Below are 13,489 nucleotides of genomic sequence, written 5' to 3'. Positions count from 1 at the left end.
ATAACTGACCCTGAGCTCAGTTGATAAACCCCCTTCAAAACTGAAGATAACGGCCTCTGTGGATAACCATCCCATTCATCCACAGGCTTACACCGGTTATCCAAGCCCCTCAGCCGTACCTGATCACAGGGTTTTGAATCTCTGTACATATTGAATATAAAGGCCTACAGAGATTTATCCACAGAAATGCGGGTCAGTAAGAATAAACATAAAAACAAAGGTTTTATAAATTTCTTTCTTTTTAATTTCTTTAACCTCGACTTCTCCACAGCTGGTTAAATTTTGTGCAAAGGGTTCTTTAGGAAAGGGGAAGTCCCTATACTTGCCGACCTGGCTCGAAAAACGCCCAAAGCCAGGCTCAAACCTATTTTCCGAATTACCTGAATTAAGCAGGCACGAGGTGCGTGGTGGATTTCCCTTCCCGTTTTGAAGTGATCGTCATCGGCGGCGGTCATGCCGGTACCGAGGCAGCACTTGCATCAGCACGCATGGGGGCTAAAACCCTGTTGCTGACGCATAACGTGGAAACCCTCGGCGCCATGAGCTGCAACCCTGCCATTGGTGGGATTGGCAAAAGCCACCTGGTCAAGGAAATCGATGCCCTTGGCGGGGCGATGGCCATGGCTACCGATAGAGGTGGCATCCAGTTTCGTGTATTGAACAGCCGCAAAGGCCCGGCCGTGCGGGCTACTCGTGCCCAGGCCGACCGTGTCCTGTACAAGGCCGCTGTCCGCGAAATCCTGGAAAACCAGCCGAACCTGTGGATATTTCAACAGGCAGCCGATGACCTGATCGTCGAGCAGGACCAGGTGCGCGGTGTTGTGACCCAGATGGGCCTGCGCTTCTTCGCTGATTCCGTGGTGCTGACCACCGGGACTTTCCTCGGTGGACTTATCCACATCGGCATGCAGAACTATTCCGGCGGTCGCGCAGGTGATCCACCCTCAATCGCACTGGCTCAGCGTCTGCGTGAGCTGCCGTTGCGTGTCGGTCGCCTGAAAACCGGTACGCCACCGCGCATCGATGGCCGGTCTGTGGATTTCTCGGTGATGACCGAGCAGCCGGGCGATACGCCGATTCCGGTCATGTCGTTCATGGGCTCCAAAGCGCAGCACCCGAAACAGGTGAGCTGCTGGATCACCCATACCAACGCCCGCACTCACGAAATCATTGCTGCCAACCTGGATCGCTCGCCAATGTATTCCGGCGTGATCGAAGGTATCGGCCCGCGTTATTGCCCATCGATCGAAGACAAGATCCATCGTTTTGCCGACAAGGAAAGCCATCAGGTCTTCATCGAACCCGAGGGCCTGACGACGCACGAGCTGTACCCGAACGGGATTTCCACCTCTCTGCCGTTTGACGTGCAACTGCAGATCGTCCAATCGATTCGCGGCATGGAAAACGCCCACATCGTTCGTCCGGGTTATGCCATCGAATACGATTACTTCGACCCGCGGGACCTGAAGTACAGCCTGGAAACCAAAGTCATCGGCGGTCTGTTCTTTGCCGGACAAATCAACGGCACCACCGGTTACGAAGAGGCCGGTGCCCAAGGCCTGCTGGCTGGCGCCAACGCCGCGCTGCGCGCCCAGGGCAAAGACAGCTGGTGCCCGCGCCGCGATGAGGCGTACATCGGTGTGCTTGTGGATGATTTGATTACCCTGGGTACCCAGGAGCCGTATCGGATGTTCACCTCCCGTGCCGAATATCGCCTGATCCTGCGTGAAGACAACGCTGACCTGCGCCTGACCGAGAAAGGTCGTGAGCTGGGGCTGGTCGATGACGTTCGCTGGGCCGCGTTCTGCAAGAAACGCGAGAGTATCGAGCTGGAAGAACAGCGGCTGAAAAGCACTTGGGTTCGTCCCGGTACCGAGCAGGGCGATGCCATCGCGACCAAATTCGGCACACCGCTGACCCACGAATACAACTTGCTCAACTTGTTGAGCCGCCCGGAAATCGATTATGCCGGTCTGGTGGAAGTGACCGGTCAAGGCGCGCAGGATCCGCAAGTGGCCGAACAGGTTGAGATCAAGACCAAATACGCCGGCTACATCGACCGTCAGCAGGACGAAATCGCCCGACTGCGCGCCAGTGAAGATACGAAACTGCCTGTGGATATCGATTACACGGGCATTTCCGGGTTGTCGAAGGAAATCCAGAGCAAGCTCGGTGCTACTCGCCCTGAGACTCTGGGTCAGGCTTCGCGCATCCCCGGTGTGACCCCGGCGGCGATTTCCCTGTTGATGATTCATTTGAAAAAACGCGGCGCGGGCCGTCAGTTGGAGCAAAGCGCTTGAGTTCGATGGTCACCTCGCAACACGCCGAAGAGTTATCCACAGGTGCCCGTCAGCTCGGCGTCAGCCTGACCGAAGCCCAGCACGCGCAACTGCTGAGCTATCTGGCCCTGTTGATCAAATGGAACAAGGCCTACAACCTGACCGCCGTGCGTGATCCGGATGAAATGGTCTCCCGGCATCTGCTCGACAGCCTCAGCGTCATGTCTTTCATCGAAGACGGTCGCTGGCTCGATGTCGGCAGTGGCGGTGGCATGCCGGGCATCCCGCTGGCGATCCTGTTTCCTGGCTCGCAAGTGACCTGCCTGGACAGCAACGGCAAGAAAACCCGCTTCCTGACCCAGGTCAAACTCGAACTCAAACTGGATAACCTGCAAGTTATCCACAGCCGTGTCGAAGCGTTCCAGCCTGTCCAGCCCTTCAACGGGATAATCTCCCGGGCATTCAGCAGCATGGAGAACTTCAGCAACTGGACTCGCCACCTGGGCGATGCCGATACGCGCTGGCTGGCAATGAAGGGCGTTCATCCGGCCGATGAGCTGGTAGCATTGCCGGCGGACTTCCACCTCGATAGCGAACACGCCCTGGCCGTACCCGGTTGCCAAGGCCAACGCCATCTGCTGATACTGCGCCGCACGGCATGATTGGGAATACAAGCAACAATGGCTAAGGTATTCGCGATAGCGAACCAGAAGGGTGGTGTGGGTAAAACCACCACCTGTATCAACCTCGCAGCATCCCTGGTCGCGACCAAGCGCCGGGTGTTGCTGATCGATCTCGATCCACAGGGCAACGCCACCATGGGTAGCGGTGTGGATAAACATGGCCTGGAAAACTCCATTTACGATGTCCTGATCGGCGAATGCGATCTGGGCCAGGCCATGCATTTCTCCGAACACGGCGGTTATCAACTGCTGCCGGCCAACCGTGACCTGACGGCGGCCGAAGTGGTTCTGCTGGAAATGCAGATGAAGGAAAGCCGCTTGCGCAGCGCCTTGGCGCCGATTCGGGAAAATTACGATTACATCCTGATCGACTGCCCACCGTCGCTTTCGATGCTGACCCTCAACGCCCTGGTGGCCGCCGATGGGGTGATTATCCCCATGCAGTGCGAGTACTTCGCCCTCGAAGGGTTAAGCGACCTTGTGGATAACATCAAGCGCATTGCCGAACTGCTGAACCCGGAGCTGAAAGTCGAGGGCCTGCTGCGGACGATGTATGACCCGCGCCTGAGCCTGATGAACGATGTATCAGCCCAGCTCAAGGAACATTTCGGCGAGCAGCTCTACGACACGGTCATTCCGCGTAACATCCGTTTGGCCGAAGCGCCGAGCTACGGTATGCCGGCCTTGGCCTACGACAAACAATCCCGGGGTGCGTTGGCCTACCTGGCCCTGGCGGGCGAGATGGTTCGCCGTCAGCGCCGAAACCCACGCACCGCTGCTGCCCAGCCAACTTAAGGAAACCCCATGGCCGTCAAGAAACGAGGTCTCGGACGTGGACTGGATGCACTGCTCAGTGGCCCCACTGTCAGTTCGCTGGAAGAGCAGGCCGTACAAGTCGATCAGCGCGAGCTGCAACACTTGCCCCTGGACCTGATCCAGCGCGGCAAGTATCAGCCGCGTCGGGACATGGATCCGCAGGCGCTGGAAGAGCTCGCCCAGTCGATCAAGAGCCAGGGCGTGATGCAGCCGATCGTGGTTCGGCCGATCGCCAACGGGCGCTTCGAGATCATCGCCGGCGAACGCCGCTGGCGCGCCAGCCAGCAGGCCGGCCAGGAAACCATTCCGGCGATGGTCCGCGATGTACCGGATGAAACCGCCATCGCCATGGCGCTGATCGAGAATATCCAGCGAGAAGACCTTAACCCGATCGAAGAGGCTGTGGCCCTGCAGCGTTTGCAGCAGGAATTCCAGTTGACTCAACAGCAGGTCGCCGAGGCGGTAGGTAAATCCCGCGTGACCGTGGCTAACCTGTTGCGCCTGATTGCGTTGCCGGAAGTCATCAAGACCATGCTGTCCCATGGTGATCTGGAGATGGGTCACGCCCGGGCATTGCTCGGTTTGCCGGAAAATCAACAGGTTGAAGGGGCGCGACACGTTGTCGCACGAGGTCTGACCGTGCGCCAGACCGAGGCACTGGTTCGTCAGTGGCTCAGTGGTAAACCGGCACCTGTCGAAGCACCGAAAACCGATCCGGATATCGCACGCCTGGAACAGCGCCTGGCCGAGCGCCTAGGCTCTGCGGTGCAGATTCGCCACGGCAAGAAGGGCAAAGGGCAATTGGTGATCGGTTATAACTCCCTCGATGAGCTGCAAGGTGTCCTTGCGCACATTCGCTGAAACAATTGCTCTTGTAGCGCGCAGTCGGAAATCACTACCTGGCAGTTGAATAGGGGCAGAACCGCCCCTATACTCTGCGCGCATTTTGTCGGCACAAATTATGCCAAGTTATTGAATTATGGCGGCCGATCATTGGAGAGCAAAAGCGATGGAAACACGCACGCCAAACCGCTTGCCGTTCCATCGTCTGGCTGTTTTCCCGGTGTTGATGACCCAATTCGTCGTTGTACTGATCGCTGCTTTGGCGCTCTGGCAATGGAAGGGAGTCGTCGCCGGATACTCAGGGCTTTGCGGAGGCCTGATAGCCTTGCTTCCCAATATTTATTTCGCTCACAGGGCATTTCGGTTTTCCGGCGCCCGAGCAGCCCAAGCCATCGTCCGGTCTTTTTATGCCGGTGAGGCGGGGAAACTGATTTTGACGGCAGTGCTGTTTGCATTGACGTTCGCAGGTGTGAAGCCACTGGCGCCGCTGGCTGTATTCAGCGTCTTCGTGCTGACCCAACTGGTTAGCTGGTTCGCTCCCCTGCTAATGAGAACAAGACTTTCGAGACCTTAGGGCGTTTGAGGCAACCATGGCAGAGACAACCGCTTCGGGCTATATCCAGCACCACTTGCAGAACCTGACCTTCGGGCAGCTACCCAATGGCGGCTGGGGCTTTGCTCACACCGCAGCAGAAGCCAAGGAAATGGGCTTCTGGGCCTTCCACGTCGATACCCTCGGCTGGTCGGTCGCACTGGGTCTGATCTTCGTACTTCTTTTCCGCATGGCGGCGAAGAAGGCGACTTCCGGTCAGCCTGGTGCACTGCAGAACTTCGTTGAAGTATTGGTCGAATTCGTCGATGGCAGCGTGAAAGACAGCTTCCATGGCCGTAGCCCGGTGATCGCACCGCTGGCACTGACCATCTTCGTCTGGGTGTTCCTGATGAACGCCATCGACCTGGTACCGGTCGACTGGATTCCTCAGCTGGCCATCCTGATCTCCGGCGATTCGCACATCCCGTTCCGCGCCGTGTCGACTACCGACCCGAACGCGACCCTGGGCATGGCGTTCTCGGTTTTCGCACTGATCATTTTCTATAGCATCAAGGTCAAGGGCATCGGCGGCTTCATCGGCGAACTGACCCTGCACCCGTTCGGCAGCAAGAACATTTTCGTTCAGGCCCTGCTGATCCCGGTGAACTTCCTGCTGGAGTTCGTGACCCTGATCGCCAAACCGATCTCCCTGGCCCTGCGTCTGTTCGGCAACATGTATGCCGGCGAGCTGGTGTTCATCCTGATCGCCGTGATGTTCGGCAGCGGTCTGCTCTGGCTCAGCGGCCTGGGTGTAGTTCTGCAGTGGGCGTGGGCTGTGTTCCACATCCTGATCATCACCCTGCAGGCGTTCATCTTCATGATGCTGACCATCGTCTACCTGTCGATGGCGCACGAAGAAAACCATTAAGGCCAGTCTCGACTAGTCTGATGTCCTTCCCGGTCACACGGGAAGGGGCCCGAACGGGCTTGATGAAACGATTTGTTTTACCGCTTTAATCTAAAAAACCTAAACCATACGACGTAAAAGTCGGGAGGAAAGATGGAAACTGTAGTTGGTCTAACCGCTATCGCTGTTGCACTGTTGATCGGCCTGGGCGCACTGGGTACCGCAATTGGTTTCGGCCTGCTGGGCGGCAAGTTCCTGGAAGGCGCCGCGCGTCAGCCAGAAATGGTTCCAATGCTGCAAGTTAAAATGTTCATCGTGGCTGGTCTGCTCGACGCCGTGACCATGATCGGTGTTGGTATCGCTCTGTTCTTCACCTTTGCGAACCCGTTCGTTGGTCAAATCGCTGGCTGATTACTCGGATGTCTCGAGTAGATTGGTGTGATGGACAACGTAACTGCGAGGTGTTGGCGTGAACATTAATGCGACCCTGATTGGCCAGTCCGTTGCGTTCCTGATTTTTGTACTGTTCTGCATGAAGTTCGTATGGCCTCCGGTCATTGCGGCATTGCACGAACGTCAAAAGAAGATCGCGGATGGTCTGGACGCTGCCAGCCGTGCAGCTCGCGACCTGGAGTTGGCCCATGAGAAAGTGGGTCAGCAACTGCGCGAAGCGAAAGCTCAGGCAGCTGAAATCATCGAGCAAGCCAAGAAACGCGGTACCCAGATTGTCGACGAAGCCCGTGAACAGGCTCGCGTCGAAGCTGACCGTGTGAAGGCTCAGGCTCAAGCCGAGATCGAACAGGAACTGAACAGCGTCAAAGACGCCCTGCGTGCCCAAGTGGGTGCCCTGGCTGTTGGCGGTGCTTCGAAGATCCTGGGTGCCACAATCGATCAAAACGCGCACGCAGAGCTGGTAAACAAACTGGCTGCTGAAATTTAAGCGAGGGCGATCATGGCAGAACTGACCACGTTGGCCCGACCTTACGCTAAGGCGGCCTTCGAGCACGCTCAGGCCCACCAGCAACTGGCCAATTGGTCAGCCATGCTCGGCCTGGCAGCAGCGGTGTCACAAGATGACACCATGCAGCGCGTGCTCAAGGCCCCGCGACTGACGAGCGCAGAAAAGGCCGCCACGTTCATTGACGTGTGCGGCGACAAGTTCGATGCCAAGGCACAGAATTTCATTCACGTCGTTGCCGAAAACGACCGTCTCCCGCTTCTGCCGGAGATCGCCGCTCTTTTCGACCTGTACAAGGCCGAGCAAGAGAAGTCGGTAGACGTGGAAGTGACCAGTGCTTTTGCATTGAACCAAGAACAGCAAGACAAACTCGCCAAGGTTCTCAGTGCACGACTCAACCGGGAAGTGCGTCTGGACGTTACGGAAGACCCTGCCTTGATTGGTGGTGTCGTTATCCGCGCCGGTGACCTGGTTATCGATGGCTCGATTCGCGGCAAAATCGCGAAACTTGCCGAAGCATTGAAATCTTGAGTTTGAAGGGGCAGCAGAGCAATGCAGCAACTCAATCCTTCCGAAATAAGTGAAATTATCAAGGGCCGCATCGACAAGCTCGATGTGACCTCCCAAGCCCGTAACGAAGGCACTGTCGTCAGCGTATCTGACGGCATCGTGCGGATTCACGGTCTGGCCGACGTCATGTACGGCGAGATGATCGAGTTTCCGGGCGGCGTCTACGGTATGGCCCTCAACCTGGAGCAAGACTCTGTAGGTGCCGTGGTATTGGGCGCGTACACGTCTCTGGCTGAAGGCATGAGCGCCAAGTGCACCGGCCGCATCCTCGAAGTTCCGGTTGGTAAGGAACTGCTGGGTCGCGTAGTCGACGCACTGGGTAACCCAGTTGACGGCAAAGGTCCGCTGAACAACACCGAGACCGATGCGGTCGAGAAAGTTGCTCCAGGCGTGATCTGGCGTAAGTCGGTAGACCAGCCTGTACAGACTGGCTACAAGGCTGTCGATGCCATGATCCCTGTCGGCCGTGGCCAGCGTGAGCTGATCATCGGTGACCGTCAGATCGGTAAAACCGCTCTGGCGATCGACGCGATCATCAACCAGAAGAACAGCGGCATTTTCTGCGTCTACGTGGCAATCGGTCAGAAGCAATCGACCATCGCCAACGTGGTTCGCAAGCTGGAAGAAAACGGCGCCCTGGCCAACACGATCATCGTGGCTGCCAGTGCTTCGGAATCTCCTGCGCTGCAGTTCCTGGCACCGTACTCCGGTTGCACCATGGGCGAATACTTCCGCGACCGCGGTGAAGACGCGCTGATCGTTTATGACGATCTGTCCAAGCAGGCAGTGGCTTACCGCCAGATCTCCCTGCTGCTGCGCCGTCCACCAGGCCGTGAAGCTTACCCAGGCGACGTGTTCTATCTCCACTCCCGTCTGCTGGAGCGCGCATCCCGCGTTTCGGAAGAGTACGTAGAGAAGTTCACCAACGGCGCAGTGACCGGCAAAACCGGTTCCCTGACCGCACTGCCGATCATCGAAACCCAGGCTGGCGACGTTTCCGCGTTCGTTCCGACCAACGTGATTTCCATCACCGACGGTCAGATCTTCCTGGAATCGGCCATGTTCAACTCCGGGATCCGTCCTGCTGTGAACGCCGGTGTTTCGGTATCCCGTGTGGGTGGTGCCGCTCAGACCAAGATCATCAAGAAGCTCTCCGGTGGTATCCGTACCGCTCTGGCTCAGTACCGTGAACTGGCGGCATTCGCCCAATTCGCGTCTGACCTGGACGAAGCGACCCGTAAGCAACTTGAGCATGGTCAGCGCGTTACCGAGCTGATGAAGCAGAAGCAATACGCTCCGATGTCGATTGCTGACATGGCGTTGTCGCTGTATGCCGCTGAACGTGGGTTCCTGACTGACGTCGAAATCGCCAAGGTCGGCAGCTTTGAACAAGCGCTGATTGCTTACTTCAACCGCGATCACGCCGATTTGATGGCGAAGATCAACGTGAAGGGTGACTTCAATGACGAAATCGACGCTGGCATGAAAGCCGGTATCGAGAAGTTCAAGGCCACCCAAACCTGGTAAGCCGCAGCGGGAGTCGCAAGGCTCCCGCTTGCTAACCTGATAGGTGTTACATGGCAGGCGCAAAAGAGATTCGCAGTAAGATTGCGAGCATCAAAAGCACGCAAAAGATTACCAGCGCCATGGAAAAAGTGGCGGTCAGCAAAATGCGCAAGGCACAAATGCGCATGGCTGCTAGCCGTCCTTACGCGGAGCGCATCCGCCAGGTAATTGGTCATCTGGCCAACGCCAACCCGGAATATCGCCACCCGTTCATGATCGAGCGCGCCATCAAGCGCGTCGGTTACGTTGTGGTGAGCAGTGACCGTGGTCTGTGCGGTGGCTTGAACACCAACCTGTTCAAGGCCCTGGTCAAGGACATGGCTGTAAACCGTGAACAAGGCGTCGAGATCGATCTGTGCGTGATTGGTAGCAAGGGTGCGGCTTTTTTCCGCAACTTCGGCGGTAACGTCGTTGCAGCTATCAGCCACCTGGGTGAAGAGCCGTCGATCAATGATCTGATCGGCAGCGTCAAGGTGATGCTGGATGCTTACCTGGAAGGCCGTATTGACCGCCTGTCCGTGGTATCCAACAAGTTCATCAACACCATGACGCAACAGCCTACCGTGGAGCAGTTGATTCCACTGGTGGCGACCCCGGAACAGGAACTCAAGCACCACTGGGACTACCTCTACGAACCGGATGCCAAAGAGCTGCTTGACGGCTTGATGGTCCGCTACGTGGAGTCGCAGGTTTACCAGGCGGTGGTCGAGAACAACGCAGCTGAACAAGCGGCGCGGATGATCGCGATGAAGAACGCTACCGACAACGCCGGTGATCTGATCAGTGATTTGCAGCTGATCTACAACAAGGCGCGTCAGGCTGCGATCACCCAAGAGATCTCGGAAATCGTCGGCGGCGCTGCCGCGGTTTAACGGTTCAAATATTCAGAGGATCCAGCTATGAGTAGCGGACGTATCGTTCAAATCATCGGCGCCGTTATCGACGTGGAATTTCCACGCGACAGCGTACCGAGCATCTACAACGCGCTGAAAGTACAAGGCGCGGAAACCACTCTGGAAGTTCAGCAGCAGCTGGGCGACGGCGTGGTTCGTACCATTGCGATGGGTTCCACCGAAGGCTTGAAGCGCGGTCTGGACGTGATTGACTCTGGCGCTGCCATCTCCGTACCGGTCGGTAAAGCGACCCTGGGCCGGATCATGGACGTACTGGGCAATCCGATCGACGAAGCTGGCCCGATCGCCACCGAAGAGCGTTGGGGCATTCACCGTCCTGCGCCATCCTTCGCTGAACAGGCTGGCGGCAACGACCTGCTGGAAACCGGCATCAAGGTTATCGACCTGGTTTGCCCGTTCGCCAAGGGCGGTAAAGTCGGTCTGTTCGGTGGTGCCGGTGTGGGCAAGACCGTAAACATGATGGAACTGATCCGTAACATCGCCATCGAGCACAGCGGTTATTCCGTGTTCGCCGGTGTGGGTGAGCGTACTCGTGAGGGTAACGACTTCTACCACGAGATGAAGGATTCCAACGTTCTGGACAAAGTGGCACTGGTTTACGGTCAGATGAACGAGCCGCCGGGAAACCGTCTGCGCGTAGCCCTGACCGGCCTGACCATGGCCGAGAAGTTCCGTGACGAAGGTAACGACGTACTGTTGTTCGTCGACAACATCTACCGTTACACCCTGGCCGGTACTGAAGTATCCGCACTGCTGGGCCGTATGCCTTCGGCAGTAGGTTACCAGCCGACCCTGGCTGAAGAGATGGGCGTTCTGCAAGAACGTATCACTTCGACCAAGGAAGGTTCGATCACCTCGATCCAGGCGGTATACGTACCGGCGGACGACTTGACCGACCCGTCGCCAGCGACCACCTTCGCCCACTTGGACGCCACCGTCGTTCTGTCCCGTGACATCGCTTCCCTGGGTATCTACCCAGCGGTAGATCCACTGGATTCGACTTCGCGTCAGCTGGACCCGAACGTGATCGGCCAAGAGCACTACGACACCGCTCGCGGCGTTCAGTATGTGCTGCAGCGCTACAAAGAGCTGAAGGACATCATTGCGATCCTGGGTATGGACGAGCTGTCGGAAACCGACAAGCAGTTGGTATCCCGCGCTCGTAAGATCCAGCGCTTCTTGTCGCAGCCGTTCTTCGTGGCTGAAGTCTTCACCGGTGCCTCGGGTAAATACGTTTCCCTGAAAGACACCATTGCTGGCTTCAAAGGCATCCTCAACGGTGACTACGACCACCTGCCAGAACAAGCGTTCTACATGGTCGGCGGCATCGAAGAAGCGATCGAGAAAGCCAAGAAACTGTAATCCCGGCGCCCGGCAACGGGCGCTAATTTAGGTTGAGGCAATCAGATGGCTATGACAGTCCATTGCGATATCGTCAGTGCGGAAGGGGAAATCTTCTCCGGTCTGGTCGAGTTTGTGGTTGCGCACGGTGAGCTGGGTGATCTTGGTATCGCCCTGGGTCACGCACCGCTGATCACCAGCTTGAAGCCAGGTCCGATTACTCTGACCAAGCAGGGCGGGGAAAGGGAGGTGTTCTACATCTCCGGCGGTTTCCTCGAGGTTCAGCCGAACATGGTCAAGGTCCTTGCCGACACCGTGCAACGTGCCGCCGACCTGGACGAGGCCTCTGCTCAGGAAGCCGTCAAGGCTGCCGAGAAGGCTTTGCACGAGCGGGGCGCGGAGTTCGACTACGGTTCTGCTGCCGCACGTCTGGCCGAGGCCGCAGCTCAGCTGCGCACCGTCCAGCAGATCCGCAAGAAGTTCGGCGGCTAAGCCGTCTGCTTTCTGTGCGATTGATTAAAAAGGGTAGCCTCGGCTACCCTTTTTTCTTTTCCCGACACTCATCATCTGGTCGCAGCCGCTGACCACCCAGGATTGGTAGCCAGTCATGTCTCTCGAAATCGTTATCCTCGCGGCGGGTCAAGGCACTCGCATGCGTTCGGCGCTGCCCAAGGTATTGCACCCGGTGGCCGGCAACTCCATGCTCGGTCATGTTATCCACAGCGCCCGGCAACTTGATCCACAGCGCATTCACGTGGTGATCGGCCACGGGGCGGATGCTGTGCGTGAGCGCCTGGCGGCGGATGACCTTAATTTTGTCCTGCAGGATAAACAACTGGGGACCGGCCACGCGGTGGCCCAGGCGGTGCCATTTATTACCGCCGATACGGTACTGATTCTCTACGGCGACGTTCCGCTGATTGAAGTCGATACCTTGCAGCGTCTGCTCAAGCACGCTGCTCCCCAGCAATTGGGCCTGTTGACCGTCGAGCTGGACGACCCCACTGGTTACGGCCGCATTGTGCGCAACGCCGACGGCCAGGTGACAGCGATTGTCGAGCAAAAGGACGCCAACGAAACCCAGCGCGCGATCACCGAAGGCAACACCGGGATCCTTGCCGTGCCGGCTGAGCGACTGGGCGACTGGATGAGTCGTTTGTCGAACAACAATGCCCAGGGCGAGTACTACCTGACCGATGTGATTGCCATGGCTGTCAACGATGGGCTGGTGGTCGCCACCGAGCAGCCGCAGGATGCCATGGAAGTGCAGGGCGCCAACGATCGCCGGCAACTGGCTGAACTGGAGCGTCACTATCAATTGCGCGCCGCCCGCCGCCTGATGGCGCAGGGCGTGACCCTGCGCGACCCGGCCCGTTTCGATGTGCGCGGTGAAGTCAGCGTCGGCCGCGATGTGGTCATCGACATCAACGTTATCCTCGAAGGCAAGGTCATCATTGAGGACGACGTGGTCATTGGCCCGAACTGTGTGATCAAGGACAGCACCCTGCGCAAAGGGGTGGTGATCAAGGCCAACAGTCACCTCGAAGGCGCCGTGATGGGCGAAGGCAGCGACGCTGGCCCATTTGCTCGCCTGCGTCCGGGTACCGTGCTGGAAGCCCGCGCCCATGTGGGTAACTTCGTCGAGCTCAAGAATGCCCACATGGGCGAAGGCGCCAAGGCCGGTCACCTGACCTATCTGGGTGACGCTGAAATTGGTGCACGCACCAACATTGGCGCCGGTACCATCACCTGCAATTACGACGGCGCCAATAAGTATCAGACGACTATTGGTGAGGACGTGTTCATCGGCTCCAATAATTCGCTGGTTGCACCGGTGACTATCGGTGATGGATCAAATACCGCAGCAGGTTCAACCATCAATCAGGATGTGGATAAGTCCCAACTGGCTGTGGCCCGTGCGCGGCAGCGCAACATCGATGGCTGGAAGCGCCCGGTAAAGATCAAGAAAAGCTAAGTTATCCACAGATCCTCTGTGGGAGCTGGCTTGCTCGCGAAAGTGGTGTATCAGGTAATCCAGTACCGCCTGACACGGCGCTTTCGCGAGCAAGCCCGCTCCCAC

14 protein-coding genes are annotated in these 13,489 nt (G+C 57.7%); all 14 read left to right on the top strand.

The window, feature by feature from the left end; all coding sequences use genetic code 11:
• The first annotated feature begins 407 nt into the window (after positions 1 to 407).
• Complete coding sequence (gene mnmG, locus HU811_RS01220; protein ID WP_186653383.1) at positions 408 to 2,300, top strand: tRNA uridine-5-carboxymethylaminomethyl(34) synthesis enzyme MnmG; 1,893 nt, start codon at positions 408 to 410, stop codon at positions 2,298 to 2,300.
• A gap of 5 nt (positions 2,301 to 2,305) precedes the next feature.
• Entirely contained in the window at positions 2,306 to 2,941 is a 636-nt protein-coding gene (gene rsmG / locus HU811_RS01215) for a 16S rRNA (guanine(527)-N(7))-methyltransferase RsmG (protein WP_186653481.1), read from the top strand.
• Between the two features lie 18 nt (positions 2,942 to 2,959).
• Entirely contained in the window at positions 2,960 to 3,757 is a 798-nt protein-coding gene (locus HU811_RS01210; RefSeq protein WP_003187199.1) for a ParA family protein, read from the top strand.
• Positions 3,758 to 3,766: 9 nt separating this feature from the next.
• Positions 3,767 to 4,639 carry a ParB/RepB/Spo0J family partition protein gene (locus tag HU811_RS01205; protein WP_003207098.1) on the top strand — a complete coding sequence of 291 codons (873 nt, stop codon included), beginning with the start codon at positions 3,767 to 3,769 and terminating at the stop codon, positions 4,637 to 4,639.
• A gap of 148 nt (positions 4,640 to 4,787) precedes the next feature.
• Entirely contained in the window at positions 4,788 to 5,195 is a 408-nt protein-coding gene (locus HU811_RS01200) for a F0F1 ATP synthase subunit I (protein WP_047230099.1), read from the top strand.
• Positions 5,196 to 5,211: 16 nt separating this feature from the next.
• A complete protein-coding gene (gene atpB / locus HU811_RS01195) occupies positions 5,212 to 6,081 on the top strand; it encodes a F0F1 ATP synthase subunit A (RefSeq protein WP_092399617.1) in 870 nt (289 codons plus the stop codon).
• A gap of 132 nt (positions 6,082 to 6,213) precedes the next feature.
• Positions 6,214 to 6,471 (top strand): F0F1 ATP synthase subunit C, encoded by a 258-nt coding sequence (gene atpE, locus HU811_RS01190; protein ID WP_003097235.1) that lies wholly within the window; start codon positions 6,214 to 6,216, stop codon positions 6,469 to 6,471.
• Positions 6,472 to 6,529: 58 nt separating this feature from the next.
• Positions 6,530 to 7,000: a F0F1 ATP synthase subunit B gene (locus tag HU811_RS01185; protein ID WP_047230097.1), complete on the top strand. Its 471-nt coding sequence runs from the start codon at positions 6,530 to 6,532 to the stop codon at positions 6,998 to 7,000.
• 12 nt (positions 7,001 to 7,012) lie between these two features.
• Positions 7,013 to 7,549 (top strand): F0F1 ATP synthase subunit delta, encoded by a 537-nt coding sequence (locus HU811_RS01180; RefSeq protein ID WP_047230096.1) that lies wholly within the window; start codon positions 7,013 to 7,015, stop codon positions 7,547 to 7,549.
• A gap of 21 nt (positions 7,550 to 7,570) precedes the next feature.
• Positions 7,571 to 9,115, top strand: a complete 1,545-nt coding sequence (gene atpA / locus HU811_RS01175; RefSeq protein ID WP_025216279.1) for a F0F1 ATP synthase subunit alpha — start codon at positions 7,571 to 7,573, stop codon at positions 9,113 to 9,115.
• Positions 9,116 to 9,165: 50 nt separating this feature from the next.
• Complete coding sequence (gene atpG / locus HU811_RS01170) at positions 9,166 to 10,026, top strand: F0F1 ATP synthase subunit gamma (protein WP_092399613.1); 861 nt, start codon at positions 9,166 to 9,168, stop codon at positions 10,024 to 10,026.
• 27 nt (positions 10,027 to 10,053) lie between these two features.
• Positions 10,054 to 11,430, top strand: a complete 1,377-nt coding sequence (atpD, locus tag HU811_RS01165) for a F0F1 ATP synthase subunit beta (RefSeq protein WP_092399611.1) — start codon at positions 10,054 to 10,056, stop codon at positions 11,428 to 11,430.
• Between the two features lie 45 nt (positions 11,431 to 11,475).
• Complete coding sequence (locus tag HU811_RS01160; protein ID WP_060739915.1) at positions 11,476 to 11,901, top strand: F0F1 ATP synthase subunit epsilon; 426 nt, start codon at positions 11,476 to 11,478, stop codon at positions 11,899 to 11,901.
• A gap of 115 nt (positions 11,902 to 12,016) precedes the next feature.
• Positions 12,017 to 13,384: a bifunctional UDP-N-acetylglucosamine diphosphorylase/glucosamine-1-phosphate N-acetyltransferase GlmU gene (gene glmU / locus HU811_RS01155; protein WP_186653380.1), complete on the top strand. Its 1,368-nt coding sequence runs from the start codon at positions 12,017 to 12,019 to the stop codon at positions 13,382 to 13,384.
• Positions 13,385 to 13,489 lie beyond the last annotated feature (105 nt).

This window comes from Pseudomonas tehranensis (assembly GCF_014268615.1).
Taxonomy (GTDB): Bacteria; Pseudomonadota; Gammaproteobacteria; order Pseudomonadales; family Pseudomonadaceae; genus Aquipseudomonas; species Aquipseudomonas tehranensis.
This window is presented reverse-complemented; position numbering and strand designations above follow the sequence as displayed.

Excerpts from the sequence above, each read along its gene's own strand:
- rsmG (WP_186653481.1), top strand. The coding sequence starts at position 2,306 with ATGGTCACCTCGCAACACGCCGAAGAGTTATCCACAGGTGCCCGTCAG.
- HU811_RS01210 (WP_003187199.1), top strand. The coding sequence starts at position 2,960 with ATGGCTAAGGTATTCGCGATAGCGAACCAGAAGGGTGGTGTGGGTAAA.
- HU811_RS01205 (WP_003207098.1), top strand. The coding sequence starts at position 3,767 with ATGGCCGTCAAGAAACGAGGTCTCGGACGTGGACTGGATGCACTGCTC.
- HU811_RS01200 (WP_047230099.1), top strand. The coding sequence starts at position 4,788 with ATGGAAACACGCACGCCAAACCGCTTGCCGTTCCATCGTCTGGCTGTT.
- atpB (WP_092399617.1), top strand. The coding sequence starts at position 5,212 with ATGGCAGAGACAACCGCTTCGGGCTATATCCAGCACCACTTGCAGAAC.
- atpE (WP_003097235.1), top strand. The coding sequence starts at position 6,214 with ATGGAAACTGTAGTTGGTCTAACCGCTATCGCTGTTGCACTGTTGATC.
- HU811_RS01180 (WP_047230096.1), top strand. The coding sequence starts at position 7,013 with ATGGCAGAACTGACCACGTTGGCCCGACCTTACGCTAAGGCGGCCTTC.
- atpA (WP_025216279.1), top strand. The coding sequence starts at position 7,571 with ATGCAGCAACTCAATCCTTCCGAAATAAGTGAAATTATCAAGGGCCGC.
- atpG (WP_092399613.1), top strand. The coding sequence starts at position 9,166 with ATGGCAGGCGCAAAAGAGATTCGCAGTAAGATTGCGAGCATCAAAAGC.
- atpD (WP_092399611.1), top strand. The coding sequence starts at position 10,054 with ATGAGTAGCGGACGTATCGTTCAAATCATCGGCGCCGTTATCGACGTG.
- HU811_RS01160 (WP_060739915.1), top strand. The coding sequence starts at position 11,476 with ATGGCTATGACAGTCCATTGCGATATCGTCAGTGCGGAAGGGGAAATC.
- glmU (WP_186653380.1), top strand. The coding sequence starts at position 12,017 with ATGTCTCTCGAAATCGTTATCCTCGCGGCGGGTCAAGGCACTCGCATG.